Raw genomic sequence first — 20,139 nt, forward strand, 5'->3', positions numbered from 1 at the left:
GCCGCCAGTGCTCGTTAGTGTAGTCCAAACGAGCCGAAAATCACATCAGGATCACGTCGTACTGCTCCTGGTGATAGCCTTTTTCCACCTGCAGCGAAATCTTCTTGCCGATGAAGTCGCCCAGCATCGCCAGGTGCTGCGACTCTTCTTCCAGGAACAGATCGACCACTTCCTGCGAGGCCAGGATGCGGAACTCGCGCGGGTTGAACTGCTTGGCTTCGCGCAGCAGCTCGCGCAGGATTTCGTAGCAGATCGTGCGCGAGGTTTTGACCTGCCCCTTGCCGCTGCAGGCCGGGCAGGGCTCGCACAGGATATGGGCCAGCGATTCGCGCGTGCGCTTCCTCGTCATCTCGACCAGGCCCAGCGCCGAGAAGCCGCTCACCGACACCTTGGTGCGGTCGCGCGACAGGGTCTTCTTGAGCTCCGCCAGCACGGCATTGCGGTGCTCGTTGTTCTCCATGTCGATGAAGTCGAGGATGATGATGCCGCCCAGATTACGCAGGCGCAGCTGGCGCGCGATGGCGTGCGCGGCTTCCAGGTTGGTCTTGAAAATCGTGTCGGCGAAATTGCGCCCGCCGACGAAGCCGCCGGTGTTGACGTCGATCGTCGTCATCGCCTCGGTCTGGTCGACGATCAGGTAGCCGCCGGACTTGAGGTCGACGCGGCGTCCCAGCGCACGCAGGATCTCTTCCTCGACGCCGTACAGATCGAACAGCGGCCGCTCGCCGGTGTAGTGCTGCAGGCGCGACAGCACGCTGGGCGTGTAGATCTGGGCAAAGTCCACCAGGCGCAGGTAGTTTTCGCGCGAATCGACCAGGATAGCGGCGGTCTCGTCGTGCACGAAGTCGCGCAGCACGCGCTGGGCCAGGCTCAGGTCCTGATACAGCAGGCTGGTGGCCGGCCGCGTGCGTGACCCTTTCACGATCGCGCCCCAGGTCTTGCGCAAGTAATCGATGTCGGCCGCGAGGTCGGCATCCGAGGCATCCTCGGCCTGGGTGCGCACGATGTAGCCGCCTTTTTCTTCCGGCGGCAGCAGGCCCTGCATGCGGCTGCGCAGCGCGTCGCGCTCGGATTCCTTTTCGATCTTTTGCGAGATGCCGATATGCTTGTCTTGCGGCAAGTAGACCAGCATACGGCCGGCGATCGAGATCTGCGTCGACAGGCGCGCGCCCTTGGTGCCGATCGGGTCCTTGATTACCTGCACGGTCAGCACCTGGCCATCGTAGAGGATCTTTTCGATCGGGGTCGGGCTCGCCGTGCTGCTGCCGTTCGGACCGTCGTGCGGACGCGCTTCCCAGATGTCGGCGACGTGCAGGAAGGCGGCGCGTTCCAGGCCGATGTCGATGAAGGCCGACTGCATCCCCGGCAGCACGCGCACCACCTTGCCCAGGTAGATATTGCCGGCCAGGCCGCGCGTGAGCGTGCGTTCGATGTGCAATTCCTGCACGGCTCCCTGTACCACCAGCGCGACGCGTGTTTCCTGTGGGGTGATATTGATCAGGATGTCTTCAGTCATGAGCCAAGGCCGTGCATTTATTGTTCAGGGTGCCATCATACACGGGGACCGTGTGGCGTAGGGTGGGCGGCTCGACCGCACCGGTCCGAAACAACGTACCTTGTGCGCCGCCCACGCGTGACCCATGCACAGTATTGGCTGTAAGGGTTACAGCACCTTGATCCCGGCTTTCTGCAACAACTGCGCCGTCTCGAACACCGGCAAACCCATGATGCCCGAATGGCTGCCCTCGATATGCTCGATGAACAGTGCCGCCAGGCCCTGGATGCCGTAGGCGCCCGCCTTGTCGTAGGGCTCCGAGGTCGCGCAATAGGCCTTGATCATCTCTGGGGTCAGCTTGGCGAAACGCACGTCGGACACCTGCGTGATCTGCTCGGTCACGTCGGTATAGTGCAGCGCGACCGAGGTCAGCACCTGGTGGGTGCGGCCCGACAAGCTCTCCAGCATCGCGATCGCCTCGTTCGGGCTTTCCGGCTTGCCCAGGATCTCGCCGTCGATGGTGACGGTGGTGTCGGCCGACAGCACCGGACGCAGCGGCATGCGGCGCAGGTGCAGCACGTTCCAGGCGAACGCGCCTTTTTCGCGCGCAACCCGTTCCACGTAGGCCAGCGCCGGCTCGCTCGTGTGCACGTCCTCGCTCACGTCGACGCCGCGGCCCGGGTCCGAGCGCAGGCTCAGCAGTTCGAAATCGATGCCGACCTGGCGCAGCAGTTCGCGGCGGCGCGGGCTTTTCGAGGCGAGGTAGATTTTCTTGTCGAGCGGTCTCATTTAGACGCGGTGGTAGGGGTGGTTCTGGGTGATCGACCATGCACGATAAAGCTGTTCCGCCAGCATGACTCGTACGATACCGTGAGGCAGGGTCATGCTGGAAATGCGGATCAGCCCATCGGCGCGCGCCTTCAGTTCGGGATCGAGGCCGTCGGCCCCGCCGATCAAGAAGGCGACGTCGCGCCCGTCCTGCTGCCAGGCTTCCAGCTGCTGGGACAGGCCGACGCTGGTCAGGTCCTTGCCGCGCTCGTCGAGGGCGATGATGCGCACGCCCTTCGGCAGCACGGCTTCGATGCGCTCGCGTTCGAGCGCCATGGCGGTGGCCGCGGTCTTGCTGCCCGAACGCTCGACCGGCTTGATTTCCTTGAGCACGATGCGCAGCTCGGGCGGCATGCGCTTGACGTACTCGGCCAGCCCGGTCTCGATCCAGGCCGGCATCTTGTGGCCGACCGCGGCAATGATCAACTGCATCGGTTAATTACGCAAAAGGCAGAAGGCTTATTCGGCGACTTTCTTGACGGCGCGGCGGATGACCTTCTTCACCGGTGCGGCATCGGCTGCCGGCGCAGCGGCCTTGGCCAGGCGCTTGGTGGTCGCGGCTTTGGCGGCCTTGGCGGCGGCTGCATCGGCGGCAGCGGCTTTCGGCACGGCGACTTTCACGGTGGCGCCGGTCGGGATCTTCTTGGCGGCCGGTTTCTTGGCGGCGGTACCTTCCGTTGCCTTCTTCGCTGCCGGCTTGCGCTCGCGCACTGGCTTGACTTCCGGCTGTTCCTGGGTCGCGGCCAGGTGCTTCGATTTGGTCTTCGGTGCGGCGTCGGCTTCCTGCGCTTCGGCGCTCGACTTGCGCTTGGCGGCGCCCAGCTTGACGGGCTTCTCGCCCCAGATTTCTTCCAGGCGGTAGTACTGGCGGATGGCCGGCTGCATGATGTGGACGATCATGTCGCCCAGGTCGACCAGCACCCATTCACCCGTGTCTTCGCCTTCCAGGCCAACCACATCGCCGCCTGCTGCCTTGACCTTGTCGCGCACCGAGGCGGCCAGCGCCTTGGTCTGGCGATTCGACGTGCCGGACACGACCGCGATACGGTCGAACAGGCTGGTCAGGTGGGTCGTGTCGAACAGGACGATGTCCTGGCCCTTGACGTCTTCGAGGGCGTCGACGACGAGCGTTTGCAGTTTCTTGATATCCATTAGCTCTTGTATAAGTTATGTTGTTGAATATAGTCTAGCACTTGCGGTGCGAGGCATGCGCCAGCCTTGGCGGCGGCATTTTCCGCATTTACCGTGCCGGATTGAACGCGGTTTTTTAATGCCTGGCGCACCTCGGTCGCCGAGATATCGACCGCCAGCGTATGGGCCAGGCAGACCCGTCCGGCAGCGCTGGTGCGCACGTCTTCCGGCGTGCTCTTGCGCTGCGCCAGTTCGGCCGCCACGGCAGGGGTCAGGCCGGCTTCCTCGAGGCTGTAGCCGGGACGGGCCGCCACCACGAAGTTGGTCAGGTCGAACAGGCTGTGCCAGTCGCGCCAGGTGTCCAGCTTCTGCAGTTGGTCGGCACCCATCACGAACACGAGCGAGGCATCCGGCCCCAGTTCGGCACGCAATTCGCGCAGGGTCTCGACGGTATAAGTCGGGGTCTTGCGGTCGATCTCGCGGGTATCGATCCCGACCTTCACGCCGGGCGCAAAGCTGCCCGCCTGCAGGGCCAGCTGCAGCATCGCGACACGGTCGGCATCGCTGGCCTGCAGCCCGGCTTTCTGCCAAGGCTGGCCGGCCGGCATGATGCGCAGTTCGTCGGGATGCAGCAATTGCGCGCACAGTTCGGCCAGTGCGATGTGGCCATGGTGTACCGGGTCGAAACTGCCGCCCAGCAAAGCAACGCAAGTCGTCACGCTGTCAGTCACTGAGCAGCCAGTCCCGGTGCGGCAGGAAATCGCTGTACAGGGCCGCTTCCGCGCTGCCCGGTTCCGGATGCCAGTCGTAGCGCCATTTGACGATCGGCGGCATCGACATCAGGATCGCTTCGGTGCGGCCGCCGGATTGCAGGCCGAACAGGGTGCCGCGGTCCCACACCAGGTTGAACTCGACATAGCGGCCGCGCCGGTAGGCCTGGAAATCGCGTTCGCGCTCGCCGTAGGGCTGGTCCTTGCGCGCCTTGACGATCGGCAGGTAGGCGTCGACCAAACCGTTGCCGACCTGCTGCATCAGCGCATACGAAGCATCGAAGCCGAGCTCGTTGAAATCGTCGAAGAAGATGCCGCCGACGCCGCGCGCTTCCTTGCGGTGCTTCAGGTAGAAATAATCGTCGCACCAGCGCTTGAAGCGCGGATGCAGTTCGCTGCCGAAGGGCGCCACCGCATCGTGGCAGACCTGGTGGAAATGGCGCGCATCCTCGAGGTTGCCGTAATACGGCGTCAGGTCCATGCCGCCGCCGAACCACCACACCGGCTCCTTGCCTTCCGCCGTGGCCTCGAAAAAGCGCACGTTCATGTGCACGGTCGGCGCATACGGATTACGCGGGTGCAGTACCAGCGACACCCCCATCGCTTCCCACGCGCGTCCGGCCAGTTCCGGCCGCGCCGCCATCGCCGACGGCGGCAGGCTGGCGCCGCGCACGTGCGAGAAATTCACGCCGCCGCGTTCGAACACATTGCCTTCCTCGATCAGGCGCGACACACCGCCACCACCCTCGGCACGTTCCCAGGTGTCGCGCAGGAAGGGCTTGCCATCGACGTCTTCGAGCGCTTGCACGATGCGCGCCTGCAGGTCGATCAGCCAGGCCTTGACGGCGGCAGGGTTGGGGGTGGACATGTGGGAATTGGATGGGAACGAAAAAATGAACGGGGATTGTACACTGATGCGGGGGATTGTGATAGGAGACAGCTAACGCGTGGAGAAGGCACCTCGCTGCGTTCCTTACACTGTTACGCCCGCACGTCATTCCCGCGAAGGCGGGAATCCAAGTTGGACGCATAACCAGGATCTACGCATTTGAGACCAATCATCAATAAAAAGCACCTGATGTGCACCATAGCGACTTATGGAAAAGTCCAGCTACGTCTACATCCTCGCAAGCGCACCGTATGGTGTGCTCTATATCGGTGTGACATCCGATTTGATCAAACGGGTGTGGCAGCACCGTGGGGGTGTAACGGGTGGCTTTACCAAACAGCATCGCGTCAAGCAACTCGTATGGTATGAAATCCACGCCGAAATACTGCAAGCTATCACACGTGAAAAACAGATAAAGAAGTGGAATCGCGACTGGAAGGTAAATCTGATACAGGAGTTGAATCCTGATTGGCGTGATCTTTATGATGAGATTGCGAGGTAGGCGACGAACTTGGATTCCCGCTTTCGCGGGAATGACGTTGATTGAAGGTGACGGTCTCTTGCTGTTATGGCTACTGTTACCGATGCTCCAAAAGCAAAAGCGGAACACCGCCTTCCAGCAAGTGTTCCGCTTTTCAGGAACCGGAGCAGCAGTTCGTCAGGACTGCTTCACCCCACGCCACCCAATATCGCGGCGGTACTGCGCCCCATTGAAGTGGATCTTGTCGACGGTGTCGTAAGCCTGCTTCTGCGCCATCTTGACGCTGTCGCCCAGGCCCACCACGCACAACACGCGGCCGCCCGCGGTTTGCAGGGCGCCGTTCACCAGCTGGGTGCCGGCGTGGAAGGTGATGCATTCCGGGGTTTCCGGCGGGATGCCGTCGATGACGTCGCCTTTTTGCGGGTTGTCCGGGTAGCCGCCGGCGGCCATCACCACGCCCACCGCGGTGCGGCGGTCCCATTCGAGTTCGACCACGTCGAGCGTGCCGTTGCAGGCGTGCTCGAGCACGGTGACGAAATCGCTCTTCAGGCGCGCCATGATCGGCTGGGTTTCCGGATCGCCCATGCGGCAGTTGAACTCCAGCGTCTTCGGATTGCCGGCGGCGTCGATCATCAGGCCGGCATACAGGAAGCCGGTGAAGGTGATGCCGTCGCGGGCCATGCCCTGGATGGTCGGGTTGATGATCTCGCGCATCACGCGCGCATGCATCGACGGGGTCACGATCGGTGCCGGCGAGTAGGCGCCCATGCCGCCGGTGTTCGGGCCCTGGTCGTGGTCCTTCAGGCGCTTGTGGTCTTGCGAGGTAGCCAGTGCCAACACACTCTTGCCGTCGCACATGACGATGAAGCTGGCTTCCTCGCCGGCCAGGAATTCCTCGATCACGATGCGGGCGCCGGCGTCGCCGAAGCGGTTGTCGGACAGCATGTCGTCGACCGCCTGGTGCGCTTCTTCGAGCGACATGGCGACTACCACGCCCTTGCCGGCGGCCAGGCCGTCGGCCTTGATCACGATCGGCGCACCGTTGGCGTCGATGTAGGCGTGGGCCTGGGCGGCGTCGGAGAAGGTCTGGTACTTCGCGGTCGGGATGCCGTGGCGCTGCATGAAGGCCTTGGCAAAGTCCTTCGAGCTTTCCAACTGCGCCGCTTCGCGCGTCGGGCCGAAGATCTTGAGGCCGCGCGCGCGGAATAGGTTGACGATGCCGGCCGCCAGCGGCACTTCCGGACCGACCAGGGTCAGGGCGATGTGCTCGGCGACGACGAAGTCGGCCAGCGCGGCCGGATCGGTAATGTCGATGTTCACCAGGCGCGGGTCGCGCGCGGTGCCACCGTTGCCGGGCGCGACGTAGACCATCTGCACGCGATCGGATTGGGCCAGTTTCCAGGCCAGGGCGTGTTCACGGCCGCCAGAGCCGACTACCAGGATTTTCATGGGCGCTTTACTTGAATGGGCAGCTTATTCTTCGATGACCGCGTTGGTATACACTTCCTGCACGTCGTCCAGGTTTTCCAGGGCGTCGAGCAGTTTCTGCATCTTGATGGCGTCTTCGCCGGTGAACGCGGTCTCGGTGTCGGGCTTCATGATGACTTCGGCCGAATCGGCCTTGAAGCCGGCCGCTTCCAGCGCTTCCTTGACGCCGGCATAGGCGTTCGGGTCGCACAGCACTTCGAAACCGCCTTCCTCGTCCGCGATCACGTCGTCGGCGCCGGCTTCCAGTGCGGCATCCATCAGCTTGTCTTCTTCCACGCCCGGGGCAAACAGGAACTGGCCAACGTGCTTGAACATGAAGGACACCGAACCCTCGGTGCCCATGTTGCCGCCGAACTTGCTGAACGCGTGGCGGACTTCGGCCACGGTGCGCACGCGGTTGTCGGTCATGCAGTCGACGATGATCGCCGCGCCGCCGATGCCGTAGCCTTCGTAGCGGATTTCTTCGTAGTTCACGCCTTCCAGGCCGCCCGAGCCGCGCTGGATCGCGCGCGTGACGTTATCCTTCGGCATGTTCGCATCCGCAGCCTTTTCGACGGCAAGGCGCAGGCGCGGGTTGGTGTTCATGTCGCCGCCGCCCATGCGTGCGGCGACCGTGATTTCCTTGATGAGTCGGGTCCAGATCTTGCCGCGCTTGGCGTCGGTGGCGGCCTTCTTATGCTTGATATTGGCCCATTTGCTGTGTCCAGCCATGTTAAAAGTCCCTTAAAGGATTAAGCGTAATCCCCAGCATTTTAACATAGCCCCCTCTCTTAAAACTGTCAGGGAAACAACAGGGCGGTGCCCCAGGCAACCAGTCCGAGGCCCGCGGCACAGGCCAGGAGATGTCCGTTCGGCAACAGTTTTTCGGCCAGGACCAGCACCACCAGGCCGCCGATGACGGGCAGGTTCAGCACCCCGGTCGGCAACGCCAGCGCCAGCAGCAGCCAGCAGCAGCCGGTAGCACCGCGGGCATCGGCCACGCCCATCCGGAATGCCCCCGGCAGCCCGCGCCGCCATCCGGTACGTACGAAGGCCAGCGGTGCCCGGCAATGTTCGAGGCAGGCATGCTTGGCCGGCGTCCACTGGTAGACCCCGGCCGCGACCAGCGCCAGCCCGGTGGCCGTCGGCACGACCACCGCCATCGATTCGTCGAGCGCGCCGGCATCGTGCAGCAGCCAGGCCAGCGTGGCGGCGGCGAGGGCGCAGCCGCTCCACACGGACAGGCAGCCCAGCGTGAACACCAGGGTGGACAGGTAGACCCAGGGCTCGCGCCGCAGGCGCTTGGCGCGCGCATACAGCAGCACCGCGGGAACGGCCGCCGGCAGCATGATGGCGGCGATGACGGCCAGCCACAGGGCCAGCAGCAGCGCCAGGTCGGCCGGGTCCCAGGGCGCCGTATCGACGGCGTGCAGGCTGAAATCGGTCGTGGGCATGCTGCCGGCACGCAGCAGCAGGATGGCCCAGCACAGGACCATGAGCAGGCCCAGCAGGCTCAGGATTACGGTACGGTCGACGCCGGCACGCAAGGGTGCATGGTCGGGCAGGTGCGTGGCACCCTGGCCCGGCACCAGTGCGGGGACTTGCGCGGATAGCGGGGCGCCGCTTGGAAACGCCATGAATCCTCCAAGGATGAGGTGTGGACCGCGATTGGACCGCGCCGCCGCGATGGCGTTCACAGGCGTCCTCAGCCAACAAGCCGGATTCATCCTACAATTGCCTGATGAGCAAAACTGCAATCGACACTTCTGTTGCGCCGGTGACACGCCCGGCACAAATCGCCGGCCTCTCGATCGCCATTGGCGGAGCTATTTTGTTTTCCACGAAGGCCATTGTCGCCAAGCTGCTGTATCGCTACCACATCGATGCGGTGACTTTGATCGCCTTCAGGATGCTGTTCTCGTTTCCGGTATTTGCCGGTGTGGCGCTGTGGAAGATGCGCACCGGGCCGGCGCTGTCGAAGGGCGACCGCTGGCGTCTGGTCGTGCTCGGGCTGCTCGGCTACTACCTGTCGAGCTACCTGGATTTCCTCGGCCTGCAATTCATTTCGGTCGGCCTGGAGCGCCTGATCCTGTTCACCACGCCGACCTTCGTCCTCCTGATGACGGCACTGGTGTTCAAGCGCCGCGTCAACGGTGCCCAGTGGGCGGCGCTGGCCCTGTCGTATTGCGGCATCGTGCTGGTCTTCCTGCACGACCTGCAGGGCGGCAGCGGCAGCATCGCCGCCGGCTCGCTGCTGGTGCTCGGCTCGGCGGTCGCGTATGCGGTCTACCTGCTGGGCACCGGCGAGATGGTGAAAAGGATTGGCTCGCTGCGCCTGGTCGCGTATGCAATGTGCGTATCGAGCGCCGCTTGCATCGGCCAGTTCTTCCTGCTGCGGCCGGCAAGCATGCTGGTACAGCCCTTGCAGGTATATGGCCTGTCCTTCGTCAACGGGCTATTCTGTACCATCTTCCCGGTCTTCATGACGATGGCCGCGGTGCAGCGCATCGGCGCCCCCAGCGCATCGCAGGCCGGCATGATCGGCCCGGTGTCGACGCTGTTCCTCGGCTGGGCGCTGCTGGGCGAGCCGATCACGGCGATCCAGCTCGGCGGCACCGCGCTGGTGCTGGGGGGAATTTATATGCTGTCGCTGAAAAAATAACCTTAACGAAAAGAGAGACGATGAACCCACAGCTCAAGCCAAGAATCGCCCTGATTGCCCACGACAAGAAAAAAGACGACATGGTCGCGCTGGCCGGCGAATACCGCGACTTCCTGCGCACCTGCACGCTGTCGGCCACCGGCACCACCGGCGCGCGCCTGATCGCCGAGGTCGGCCTGGACGTCACGCGCATGCACTCCGGCCCCTTCGGCGGCGACTTGCAGATCGGCGCCAACCTGGTGAACGGCGAAGTCGATTGCGTGATCTTCCTGCGCGACCCGATGACCCCGCAGCCGCACGAGCCGGACATCAACGCGCTGGTGCGCGCCTGCGACGTCCACGACGTTCCGTGCGCCACCAACGTGGCCAGCGCGCGGCTGGTGCTGTCGCAGCTGATCGCGCAATCGGCACACTGATTTTTCCACGGACCCCTGAGGAGACAGGCATGGCAAAGGCAATCCGATTCGCGCGCACCGGCGGCCCCGAGGTGCTGGAACTGGCCGACGTCGACGTCGGCGAACCCGGTCCCGGGCAGGCGCGCGTGCGCAATCACGCGATCGGCGTGAATTTCATCGACGTGTATTTCCGCACTGGTTTATATCCACTCGATCTGCCCAATGGCCTGGGCCAGGAAGGGGCGGGCGTGGTCGAGGCCGTCGGGCCGGATGTGACCCATGTCAAACCGGGTGATCGTGTGGCCTATGCGGCGCGCCCGAACGGGGCCTACAGTGAAGTGCGGGTGATGCCGGCGGATATCCTGGTGCGCTTGCCGGACGACATCCCGTTCGACACGGGGGCCGCCATGTTGCTGCAGGGCCTGACCGTGCAATACCTGTTCCGGCAAATCTGGAAGCTCGAACCCGGGCAGACCGTGCTGTTCCATGCGGCCGCCGGCGGCGTCGGCCTGATCGCCTGCCAGTGGGCACGCGCGATCGGCGCGAACCTGATCGGTACCGTGGGGTCAAACGAGAAGGCGGAGCTGGCCAGAAGCCACGGCGCCGCCCATGTCATCAACTACAACACGGAGGACGTGGTGCAGCGGGTCATGGAGATCACGGGTGGGGCCAAGGTGCCGGTCGTGTTCGACTCGGTCGGCAAGGACACGTTTACGCGCTCGCTCGATTGCCTGGCGCCGCTCGGCCTGATGGTCAGCTTCGGCAACTCGTCCGGCGTGGTGCCGCCGTTCGCGCTGAGCGAACTGGTGTCGCGCGGCTCGCTGTTCATCACGCGCCCCACGCTGCAGACCTATGCTTCGACGCGCGAAAAACTCGAGGCGATGGCGGCCGACCTGTTCCAGATGGTCTCCAGCGGCCAGGTCAGCATCGAGATCAACCAGCGCTTCCCGCTGGCCGACGCCGCCCAGGCTCACATCGAGCTGGAAGCGCGCCGCACCACGGGCAAGACCATCCTGCTGCCATGAGCCTGCCATGAGGGAATTCAGCGACGACAGGGAACCGCCGATGGAACCGGAGCCGGCCACCGAGCCGCGTTTCGGGCGCCTGCTGGTGGTGCTGCTGCTGGCGATCTTGCTGATCGTGGCGATTACGTTTGGGTCGGAGGCGTATTTTTCTTGATAGGATACGCCTCCTGAACGCCATACAGCCACTGCGCATCGCTGCAGTCATTTTGACCGCGTAAATAAGAACGTCGTCCCTGCCTGCGCAGGGACGACGCTTTACCGGTCTCTATCAAGCCGGTAGCCGTTTCACCCTACCAGTCACCCATTCTGCTGCGGCTGCTGCTTCAACTCGATCACTCGCGACCCGCCATTCGGCCCCGGAAAACCTTCGAACGCGCTCTGCACCAGCGCCGGCATCACCGCCGGCGTCGATTCCTGCCTGCTGACGTTGCGCACGGTGACGTCGAACAGGCGCTTGCCGTCGCCCGCCTGCTGGATCCCGATCTGGACCTGGCGGTGGTAACGGTGCTCTTCCTGCACGTCGTACATCGGCATCGGGCCCCAGAACGGGTCGTAGAAGGGGCTGTACCAGCCGGCGCCGCCCCAGAAGCGGCGGCGGCCGCCAAAGTAGGCGAAGCGCGGCGAGTAGGCGTAGGTCGGCGCGAAAGCGGGGTAGACCACCTGGGTCGGCACGTCGATGGTCGAGAAGCGCATCGACACCTTCAGCGCCGGCGCCTGCGGCGCTTCATGGAAGCCGAGACGGGCCATCTGGCCGCGCACCAGGTTCTGGTAGCTCTGCAGCTCGAGGGTATTGTCCTGGGCCGGCGCGGTCTCGAAGGCGTAGCTCTTCTCGGGCAGCTGGGCCGGCCATTGGTTGAACGTCGTGACGTTGCTGCGAATCGTGCTCGCGCAGCCGCCCAGCAGCAGGCTCAATGAAGCCGCTGCCAAAATCATTGTGCGTTTCATGATGGATATCTCTCTGGTATCGCGCTTTGTGAGCGCGCTTTGTAATCGGTCTGGTGCAGGAATATATCTTATTCTGGTTGTGCGATATTCGCTTGGCCATTTACCGGCGGTTACCAGGTGTACATATCGATACATGAAATCGAACGGAAATGGTCAGCAAGCTGTTGGTAAAATAAGCACTTCACCAACGGCTTTTGCGGACCCTACCATGCGCACCGATACGCCCCAGACCATTTACCGGAAGGACTACACCGCCCCCAGCTACCTGGTCGAGACCGTGGAGCTCGGCTTCGACCTCGATCCCGCTCGTACCATCGTCGCCAACCGGCTGACGCTGCGCCGCAATCCGGACAGCGCCCAACGCGAAATCGAACTGTACGGCGAAGATATTGAACTGGTGGCGATCCGGCTGAACGGCAAGGTGCTGCAGGAGAGCGATTACCAGCGCGACGGCACGCTGCTGCGCATTCCGACGGCTGCGCGCGATACGCCGGATGAGGTGGTGCTGGAAATCGAGACCATTTGCGTTCCGGAGAGTAATACCACGCTCAGCGGCCTGTACGTGTCCAACGGCAATTTCTACACGCAATGCGAAGCCGAAGGCTTCCGCCGCATCACCTACTTCCCGGACCGTCCCGACGTGATGGCGAAATACAAGGTCATGCTGCGCGCGGACAAGGACAAGTTCCCGGTCCTGCTCTCGAACGGCAACCTGATCGAAGAGGGCGAACTGGGCGACGGCCGCCATTACGCGCTGTGGGAAGACCCGTTCAAGAAGCCTTCCTACCTGTTCGCGCTGGTCGCCGCCCGCCTGGTGTGCCAGGAAGAGACTTTCCCGCTGGCGGATGGGCGCCAGGCGCTGCTGCAGGTGTGGGTCGAAGACGGCAACCTCGACAAGACCGATTACGCGATGCAATCGCTCAAGCGCAGCATCCGCTGGGATGAAGAGCGCTGGAACCTCGAGCTCGACCTGGACCGCTTCATGATCGTCGCCGTCGGCGACTTCAACATGGGCGCGATGGAAAACAAGGGCCTGAACATCTTCAACACCAAGTACGTGCTGGCCAATCCGCGCGTTGCCACCGACGTCGACTTCCAGGGCATCGAAGCCGTGGTCGGCCACGAATACTTCCACAACTGGACCGGCAACCGCGTGACCTGCCGCGACTGGTTCCAGCTGTCGCTGAAGGAAGGCCTGACCGTGTTCCGCGACCAGGAATTCTCGGCCGACATGATCGGCACCGACACCGGCCGCGCCGTCACCCGCATCGACCAGGTGCGTACCTTGCGACAGGCCCAGTTCCCGGAAGATTCGGGTCCGATGGCCCACCCGGTGCGTCCCGACTCCTTTGTCGAGATCAATAACTTCTATACCGTCACGGTGTACGAGAAGGGCGCCGAAGTCGTGCGCATGTACCAGACCCTGCTGGGCCGCGAAGGCTTCCGCAAAGGCATGGACCTGTATTTCGCGCGTCACGACGAGCAAGCCGTCACCTGTGACAATTTCCGCCTGGCCATGGCCGATGCGAATGGACGCGACCTGACCCAGTTCGAGCGCTGGTACAGCCAGGCCGGCACCCCGGTGGTGCAGGCCGAGACCCGCTACGACGAGCAGGCCGGCACCTACGCACTGCGCTTGATCCAGTCCTGCCCGGCCACCCCGGGCCAGCCGGAAAAGCTGCCCTTCCACATCCCGGTCGCCGTCGGCCTGCTGGGCAAGGACGGCCGCGACCTGGCGCTGACGGTGGATGGCAAGGATTACGGCACCACGGCCGTGCTGGAATTGACGGAAGCCGACCAGACCTTCGTCTTCACCGGCATCCTTGAGCAGCCGACGCCGTCGATCCTGCGCGACTTTTCGGCGCCGGTGATCCTGAAATACGGCTATAACGACGCCGAACTGACGCTGCTGTTCAACCACGACAGCGATCCGGTCAACCGCTGGGAAGCCGGCCAGCGCCTGGCGATGAGCCGCCTGGTCCGGCTGGCCGGCAACCTGGCCACGCACAACGCGACGGTCGCCCTCGACGCCGATAAAGCTGCCGCCGCGCTCGACCTCGACGACGTGTTCGTCGAAGCGATGCGGAAGATGTTGACTGACGAAACCCTGGACCCGAATTTCCGCGAGCAGGCGCTGCTGCTGCCATCGGAAACCATGATCGCCGACCAGTTCGACGTGGTCGACCCGCTGGCCATCCACATGGCACGCCAGTTCGTGCGCGCCGACATCGGTGCCCGCCTGCGCAGCGAGCTGCTGGCCCAGTACCAGGCCAACCAGACGCCGGGCGACTACAGCCCGGATGCCGTATCGATCGGCAAGCGCGCGCTGAAGAACCTGGCGCTGGCCTACCTGTGCGCGGCGCCGGATGCCGAGACGATCGCCCTGGCGCGCAAGCAGTTCGACGAAGCGACCAACATGACCGACCGCGTCGCCGCGCTGTCGGCGCTGATCCATGCGCGTGCCGCCAGCGATGAAGCGGACGCCGCCGCCGGCGAGGCGCTGCAGCGCTTCTACGACGAGTTCCAGGGCGAGGCGCTGGTGGTCGACAAGTGGTTCGCGATGCAGGCGTCGGCGCCGAGCACCGGCGTCGAGGCAGTGCGCGAACTCATGACGCACAAGGCCTTCACGCTGCGTAATCCGAACCGCGCGCGCAGCCTGGTGTCTACCTTCTGCGCCGGCAACCCGGTCGCCTTCCACGCCCCCGACGGCAGCGGCTATGCATTCTGGGCCGAGCAGGTCGTCGCGCTGGACGCGCTCAATCCGCAGGTCGCCAGCCGCCTGGCACGTGCGATGGACCGCTGGCGCCGTTACGCACCGGCCCTGCAGGCGCACATGAAGAAAGCGCTGCAGGAAGTGGCAGGACAGACGACATTGTCGAACGACGTGCGTGAAGTCATCAGCAAAGCCTTGGCCAATTAATTATTTGAAACTGAGCATTTGAAACTGAATCAACCCTAAGGAAGTTCATGAAACGTGTCAGCCTGACCCAATACCTCGTCGAGGAACAACGCCTCCACGACAACATCCCCGCCGAGCTGCGCCTCCTGATCGAAGTCGTGGCGCGCGCCTGCAAGACCATCAGCCACTCGGTCGGCAAGGGCGCCCTCGGGGACATCCTCGGCAGCGCCGGTTCCGAGAACGTCCAGGGCGAAGTGCAGAAGAAGCTCGACGTGATCTCCAACGAAATCCTGCTCGAAGCCAACGAGTGGGGCGGCCACCTGGCGGCAATGGCGTCGGAAGAAATGGAATCGATCCACCCGATCCCGAACCGCTACCCGATGGGCGAATACATGCTGCTGTTCGATCCGCTGGACGGCTCCTCGAACATCGACGTCAACGTCTCGATCGGCACCATCTTCTCGGTGCTGAAGGCGCCGGAAGGCATGAGCGCCCCGACCGAAGCCGACTTCATGCAGGCCGGCAGCCAGCAGGTCGCCGCCGGCTACGCCGTGTACGGCCCGCAGACCATGCTGGTGCTGACCACCGGCAATGGCGTCAACTGCTTCACGCTCGACCGCGAGATGGGTTCCTGGGTCCTGACCCAGAAGAACATGCAGATTCCGGAAGACACCAAGGAATTCGCGATCAACATGTCGAACCAGCGTCACTGGCACCCGCCGGTGCAGCGCTACGTCAGCGAGATGCTGGCAGGCAAGTCCGGCCCGCGCGGCAAGGATTTCAACATGCGCTGGATCGCCTCGATGGTGGCCGACGTGCACCGCATCCTGAGCCGCGGCGGCATCTTCATGTACCCGGCCGACCTGCGCGACCCGTCGCAGCCGGGCAAGCTGCGCCTGATGTACGAAGCCAACCCGATGGCCATGATCGTCGAACAGGCCGGAGGCGCCGCCACCGACGGCCGCCAGCGCATCCTCGACATCCCGCCGACCAAGCTGCACCAGCGCGTGCCGGTGTTCCTGGGTTCGAAGAGCGAAGTCGAGCGCGTGACCAGCTACCACGCGGAATAATTCGTTCGCTAGCCGTGAGACCGTCGCCCCTGCGCAGGCAGGGGCCCAAGTTGCGTGCGTTTCGATAGCGCAGGCAGAACTTGGGCCCCTGCCTCCGCAGGGGCGACGATGATTCTGGCGTCTCAGCAAATCCATTCTGGAAGTCGCACACGCAAAATTGCCGAGCCGGACTAGCAAGTTTGCCTAGTTGTTTGTTAGAATACGGGACCCTGCTGCACGGCCAGTCCGTCAAGCAGTGTGTCGCCGCTGTAGCTCAGTCGGTAGAGCAGCGCATTCGTAATGCGAAGGTCACCAGTTCGATTCCGGTCAGCGGCACCAGAATTCAGTAAGAGATCAAAGGGTTGCAAGCGAAAGCTTGTGACCCTTTTCTCTTTTCAACTCTTGCGCCACGGCGTGCCAGTCGCCGGTCCGCGCCAGCTGCGCCGCCGGCTGCGCGGCGCTCCAGCGCAAGGGCAGCGCCGCGACATTGCGCACCACCTCGCGTACCCGCAAGCGCAGCAGCCGCTCGGCACCCTCGAAGGCCGCGACCAGCGGCCCATCCCAGACAATCTCGCCCTCGACCGCCAGGTGCAGCAGGTCGCCGCTGTCGAAGTCGACGAACAGCAGCCCCGCGCGCGGATAGAGCGCCAGGTTCCCCAGCGTGTTGAAGAAAGAATTCCCCATGAAATCGGGCACCAGCAGCGTGCCGCCGGCATCGGCATGCACGAAACCCGGCCGCCCGCCGCGGTGCGAGACGTCGACGCCGCGCGCCGTATCGGCTTGTGCAGCGGCCTGCGCATCGGCTCGTGCAGCGGAATGAATATCGGGGTTGGCGCTGGCGATGAACAAGGTATCGGCGCGCCCGATGAGGGCAAGGTCGCGGTCGTCCAGAGCGGCGGCGCGCACGACCAGCGGCGCGGCAGGCGGCGTCACCGCATGCGGCGCGCGCTGCTGGATATATTGCGGACAATTGCCGAAGCTCTGCTCCACGGCGACGGTCACCACGCCGCCATCCACCGCATCGATGACGCCGTTGACCCGGTTGCGGCGCCGCGTCGCCGGCACCAGGCCGAGTCCGCCCACGCGGCGCCCGGGCAGCAAATGGCCCTGCAGCGGGTCGCCGGGCAACAGGCCGCCGCCGATGCGCAGCGTGCGCGCATCGGGTGCCATGATGAAGCCAGGTTCGCCGGCCAGCACCGTGGCCCAGGGCTGGCCGTCCGCGTCCAGCGCGCCCAGGAAGAACAGGGGCAGCTGGCTGAAGAACTGGCGGTGCTGGTCCGGCATGTGGTCGCGGATGGCGGCAGAGGCGCGTTGCGTGTAATCGGCGGGAACACCGGCGCGGGCCTGGACCTGCAGTTCGCCGGCGTGAAAGCGCGATGGTGTCATGATGCGTACTCCTCGGGCGCGACGCCGGCGACGCTGGACGGCATGGCGACGAAGCCGGGCAGGGCGCGTACACGGTCGAGCCAGGCGCGGATGCGCGGATAAGGTGCGAGCGAGACGCCGCCTTCCGGCGCATGCGCGATATAGCTGTAGGCGGCGACATCGGCCAGGGTGGGCGCGGCGCCGAGCAGGAACGGTCCGGCGAGTTCGCCTTCCATCGTGTCGAACAGGCGCACCGCGATCGCCTTGACCACGTCGTGGTCGATGCCTGCGCCGAACACGGTCACCAGCCGCGCCGCCGCCGGGCCATAGGCGATCTTGCCGGATGCCGTCGACAGCCAGCGCTGAACCCGGGCCGCGGCCAGCGGTTCGCGCGGCAGCCAGTGTGCGCCGGCGTCGTATTGCAGGGCCAGGTAGACCAGGATGGCGGTCGAGTCGGCCAGGACGACGTCGCCGTCTTCCAGCACCGGGATTTCGCCGAACGGGCTCATGGCCAGGAAGGCCGGCGTACGGTTGCCGCCCGCGGCCAGGTCGACGCCGGCGAATTCGTAGGGGATTCCCAGCAGGCTCAGGAACAGCTGCACGCGGTGGGTATGGCCGGACAGGGGTATGCCGTGGAGTTTCATGGTGGCGCTTCCTTTCATGAGTAAGCCATCAGTGTAGGCACCGGCGACCGTTTCGATAAGACGGACAATCGGGGAATCAGTGTTCATCCAAAGCGTACAATCGACCCATGGATATCTCTGCCGTCAACCTGAATCGTTTGGCCATCTTCGTCGCCGTCGTCGAAGCGGGGTCGCTGACCGCTGCTGCCGGCCGCCTGGGCCTGGCCAAGTCGATGGTCAGCAAGCACATGCAGTTGCTGGAAGCCGAGGTCGGCGTGGCCCTGCTGGTCCGCTCGACGCGCACGCTGCGCCTGACCGAGGCCGGGCGCGCCTTTTATGACGCCAGCCGCCAGGTGCTGCAGGCGGCCGGGGAGGCGATCGAGCAGGCGCGCAGTGGACGCGACAGCGTACAGGGCAAGCTGCGCGTGGCGGCGCCGGTCGATTACGGGGTGATGGTGGTGGCGCCGCTGCTGTCCCGGCTGCGGGCGCAGTACCCCGGCCTGACGGTCGAGCTGCTGTGCGCCGACCACCGGGTCGACCTGATTGCCGAAGGCATCGACGTCGCCGTGCGACTGGGCAAGCTGGCCGATTCCGGCCTGCAGGCGGCACGCCTGGGGCCCTTGCTGCGCTGGCTGGTGGCCAGCCCCGATTTCATTGCCCGTTACGGCATGCCGGCTACGCCGGCGGCGCTGGCGGCCTTGCCGTACGTCGAACTGACCGTGGTAGCCCAGCCGGGCAGCCTGACCCTGAGCGACGCCGGCGGCCGGGTGCAGGAAGTGGCGATGCGCCATACTGTGTTTTCGACCAACACTGCCTATGCCTCGCGCGCGGCGACGCTGGCCGGTGACGGCGTGCTGCGCGCCACCGTGTTTTCGGTCGAGGATGACGTCGCGGCAGGGCGCCTGGTGCGCCTGTTGCCGGACTGGTCGTTGCCGGCGAGCGATATCCACGCCGTGTACCCGGCATCGCCGAACCTGCCACACAAGGTGCGCGTCTTCATCGATCAACTGAAAACGGTCGTCGATAAAAAAATTTGAATCCGAACGCAGCCCCATCCAGTACAAGCTTTACGCACATATGAGATTGCCATGTGCCGGCGATGTTTTTCGACCTCACTGAACGGGAGAAATACCATGACGGACACCAATGTGACCTTGGCTTTACTGGAGTCGCGCAAGCAAAAGCTGGAAAAGCGCCGCTCGTTTTTCAAGAATGTCGGCGGCCTGAGCGTCGGCCTCGTGGGCGGCACCCTGCTGAGCGCCTGCGGCGGCTCGGTGCACGATGCCATTGCCCAGTCGGCGCAGCCCACCGACACCGATATCCTCAACTTTGCACTGAACCTGGAATACCTGGAAGCGCAGTTCTATTCGTATGCGGTGTTCGGCACCGGTCTGGCCGCCAACATGCTGACCGGCACCGGTACCCAGGGCGCGGTCACCGGCGGCAAGAAGGTGCCTTTCAAGGATCCGCTGGTCGCGCAATACGCCAAGGAAATTGCGCAGGATGAGATCGCGCACGTCGGCTTCCTGCGCTCGGCCCTCGGCAGCGCCGCGGTGGCACAGCCGGCGATCGACATCGGCGGGTCCGATCCGAACGGTGCGTTCTCGAACGCGGCGCGGGCGGCCGGGCTGGTCGGTGCCGGCGTGGCCTTCGATCCGTATGCCAGCGACGAGAATTTCCTGCTGGGCGCCTTCATCTTCGAGGACGTCGGCGTGACGGCGTACAAGGGCGCATCGCCGCTGATCCAGAACAAGACCTTCCTTGAAGCGGCCGCCGGCATCCTGGCCGCGGAAGCCTATCACGCCGGCTTGGTGCGAACGGTGCTGTACACGAAAGGCTTGAGCACGCCGAGCCTGCGCACCGCCGCCGGCGCGATTTCCGATGCGCGCGACAGCCTCGACAACTCAGCGGACGTCGACCAGGGCATCGTCGACCCGGCCGACAACACGGCGTCGAACATCGTCCCGCTCGACAAGAACGGCATCGCCTTCAGCCGCAGCCCGGGCGACGTGCTGAACATCGTCTATCTGACCAAGGAATCGGTGACCATGGGCGGCTTTTTCCCGAAAGGTGCGAATGGCACGCTGAACCTGAGCACGGCGTACGCCTGATCCT

The 20,139-nt window shown here is 64.4% G+C and carries 21 protein-coding genes and 1 tRNA gene; 10 read left to right on the forward strand and 12 right to left on the reverse strand.

Annotated features, from left to right (window positions below; translation table 11 throughout):
• Positions 1–40: 40 nt before the first annotated feature.
• From rng to hemF, 6 genes are all read right to left on the reverse strand, one after another.
• On the reverse strand, positions 41–1,516 hold the full coding sequence (gene rng / locus U1H99_RS02755; RefSeq protein WP_323140238.1) for a ribonuclease G: 1,476 nt from the start codon (positions 1,514–1,516) through the stop codon (positions 41–43).
• Between the two features lie 147 nt (positions 1,517–1,663).
• The gene (locus U1H99_RS02760) at positions 1,664–2,284 is read right to left on the reverse strand and encodes a Maf family protein (protein WP_323140239.1); all 621 of its coding nucleotides are present in this window, start codon (positions 2,282–2,284) and stop codon (positions 1,664–1,666) included.
• On the reverse strand, positions 2,285–2,755 hold the full coding sequence (gene rlmH, locus U1H99_RS02765; RefSeq protein ID WP_323140240.1) for a 23S rRNA (pseudouridine(1915)-N(3))-methyltransferase RlmH: 471 nt from the start codon (positions 2,753–2,755) through the stop codon (positions 2,285–2,287).
• Positions 2,756–2,782: 27 nt separating this feature from the next.
• Complete coding sequence (rsfS, locus tag U1H99_RS02770) at positions 2,783–3,475, reverse strand: ribosome silencing factor (RefSeq protein ID WP_323140241.1); 693 nt, start codon at positions 3,473–3,475, stop codon at positions 2,783–2,785.
• Positions 3,475–4,173 (reverse strand): nicotinate-nucleotide adenylyltransferase, encoded by a 699-nt coding sequence (locus U1H99_RS02775; protein WP_323140242.1) that lies wholly within the window; start codon positions 4,171–4,173, stop codon positions 3,475–3,477. Before U1H99_RS02775 ends, rsfS begins: the two co-directional genes overlap by 1 nt.
• Positions 4,174–4,177: 4 nt before the next feature.
• Positions 4,178–5,092: an oxygen-dependent coproporphyrinogen oxidase gene (gene hemF / locus U1H99_RS02780; protein WP_323140243.1), complete on the reverse strand. Its 915-nt coding sequence runs from the start codon at positions 5,090–5,092 to the stop codon at positions 4,178–4,180.
• 229 nt (positions 5,093–5,321) lie between these two features.
• Between hemF and U1H99_RS02785 the strand changes: the two genes are divergently transcribed.
• On the forward strand, positions 5,322–5,615 hold the full coding sequence (locus tag U1H99_RS02785) for a GIY-YIG nuclease family protein (RefSeq protein WP_323140244.1): 294 nt from the start codon (positions 5,322–5,324) through the stop codon (positions 5,613–5,615).
• A gap of 156 nt (positions 5,616–5,771) precedes the next feature.
• Here the strand turns inward: U1H99_RS02785 and purD are convergent, their stop codons facing one another.
• The 3 genes from purD to U1H99_RS02800 form a co-directional block, all read right to left on the reverse strand.
• Positions 5,772–7,043: a phosphoribosylamine--glycine ligase gene (gene purD, locus U1H99_RS02790; RefSeq protein WP_323140245.1), complete on the reverse strand. Its 1,272-nt coding sequence runs from the start codon at positions 7,041–7,043 to the stop codon at positions 5,772–5,774.
• A gap of 24 nt (positions 7,044–7,067) precedes the next feature.
• Positions 7,068–7,793, reverse strand: coding sequence for a YebC/PmpR family DNA-binding transcriptional regulator (locus tag U1H99_RS02795; RefSeq protein ID WP_323140246.1), 726 nt, complete (start codon positions 7,791–7,793; stop codon positions 7,068–7,070).
• Positions 7,794–7,861: 68 nt separating this feature from the next.
• Positions 7,862–8,698 carry a DUF2182 domain-containing protein gene (locus tag U1H99_RS02800; protein WP_323140247.1) on the reverse strand — a complete coding sequence of 279 codons (837 nt, stop codon included), beginning with the start codon at positions 8,696–8,698 and terminating at the stop codon, positions 7,862–7,864.
• A 104-nt stretch (positions 8,699–8,802) separates the two neighbouring features.
• Between U1H99_RS02800 and U1H99_RS02805 the strand changes: the two genes are divergently transcribed.
• Genes U1H99_RS02805 through U1H99_RS02820 form a run of 4 tightly spaced genes read left to right on the forward strand, consistent with a single transcriptional unit; the run spans position 8,803 to position 11,297 of the window.
• Entirely contained in the window at positions 8,803–9,723 is a 921-nt protein-coding gene (locus U1H99_RS02805) for a DMT family transporter (protein ID WP_323140248.1), read from the forward strand.
• Between the two features lie 20 nt (positions 9,724–9,743).
• Positions 9,744–10,139 carry a methylglyoxal synthase gene (locus U1H99_RS02810; RefSeq protein ID WP_323140249.1) on the forward strand — a complete coding sequence of 132 codons (396 nt, stop codon included), beginning with the start codon at positions 9,744–9,746 and terminating at the stop codon, positions 10,137–10,139.
• A gap of 29 nt (positions 10,140–10,168) precedes the next feature.
• Positions 10,169–11,143 carry a quinone oxidoreductase family protein gene (locus U1H99_RS02815; protein WP_323140250.1) on the forward strand — a complete coding sequence of 325 codons (975 nt, stop codon included), beginning with the start codon at positions 10,169–10,171 and terminating at the stop codon, positions 11,141–11,143.
• A 7-nt stretch (positions 11,144–11,150) separates the two neighbouring features.
• Entirely contained in the window at positions 11,151–11,297 is a 147-nt protein-coding gene (locus U1H99_RS02820) for a hypothetical protein (protein ID WP_323141226.1), read from the forward strand.
• A 143-nt stretch (positions 11,298–11,440) separates the two neighbouring features.
• Here the strand turns inward: U1H99_RS02820 and U1H99_RS02825 are convergent, their stop codons facing one another.
• The gene (locus tag U1H99_RS02825) at positions 11,441–12,088 is read right to left on the reverse strand and encodes a DUF4136 domain-containing protein (protein ID WP_323140251.1); all 648 of its coding nucleotides are present in this window, start codon (positions 12,086–12,088) and stop codon (positions 11,441–11,443) included.
• Positions 12,089–12,296: 208 nt separating this feature from the next.
• Between U1H99_RS02825 and pepN the strand changes: the two genes are divergently transcribed.
• The 3 genes from pepN (at position 12,297) to U1H99_RS02840 (ending at position 16,375) form a co-directional block, all read left to right on the forward strand.
• Positions 12,297–15,008 (forward strand): aminopeptidase N, encoded by a 2,712-nt coding sequence (pepN, locus tag U1H99_RS02830; RefSeq protein WP_323140252.1) that lies wholly within the window; start codon positions 12,297–12,299, stop codon positions 15,006–15,008.
• 47 nt (positions 15,009–15,055) lie between these two features.
• The gene (locus tag U1H99_RS02835; protein ID WP_323140253.1) at positions 15,056–16,057 is read left to right on the forward strand and encodes a class 1 fructose-bisphosphatase; all 1,002 of its coding nucleotides are present in this window, start codon (positions 15,056–15,058) and stop codon (positions 16,055–16,057) included.
• Positions 16,058–16,299: 242 nt separating this feature from the next.
• Positions 16,300–16,375: transfer RNA gene (locus tag U1H99_RS02840), tRNA-Thr, on the forward strand.
• Between the two features lie 15 nt (positions 16,376–16,390).
• On the opposite strand, the gene U1H99_RS02845 is transcribed toward U1H99_RS02840, so the two are convergent.
• Together U1H99_RS02845 and U1H99_RS02850 are read right to left on the reverse strand one after the other, a co-directional pair.
• Positions 16,391–17,422 (reverse strand): pyridoxamine 5'-phosphate oxidase family protein, encoded by a 1,032-nt coding sequence (locus U1H99_RS02845; RefSeq protein WP_323140254.1) that lies wholly within the window; start codon positions 17,420–17,422, stop codon positions 16,391–16,393.
• A complete protein-coding gene (locus U1H99_RS02850) occupies positions 17,419–18,045 on the reverse strand; it encodes a glutathione S-transferase family protein (protein ID WP_323140255.1) in 627 nt (208 codons plus the stop codon). The genes U1H99_RS02845 and U1H99_RS02850 overlap by 4 nt, the downstream gene beginning before the upstream one ends.
• 107 nt (positions 18,046–18,152) lie before the next feature.
• Between U1H99_RS02850 and U1H99_RS02855 the strand changes: the two genes are divergently transcribed.
• Both U1H99_RS02855 and U1H99_RS02860 read left to right on the forward strand, forming a co-directional pair.
• A complete protein-coding gene (locus U1H99_RS02855; protein ID WP_323140256.1) occupies positions 18,153–19,061 on the forward strand; it encodes a LysR family transcriptional regulator in 909 nt (302 codons plus the stop codon).
• Between the two features lie 96 nt (positions 19,062–19,157).
• Positions 19,158–20,135, forward strand: coding sequence for a ferritin-like domain-containing protein (locus U1H99_RS02860; protein WP_323140257.1), 978 nt, complete (start codon positions 19,158–19,160; stop codon positions 20,133–20,135).
• Positions 20,136–20,139: the final 4 nt, after the last annotated feature.

It is taken from the genome of Massilia phyllosphaerae, from assembly GCF_034659755.1.
Lineage (GTDB): Bacteria > Pseudomonadota > Gammaproteobacteria > Burkholderiales > Burkholderiaceae_D > Telluria > Telluria phyllosphaerae.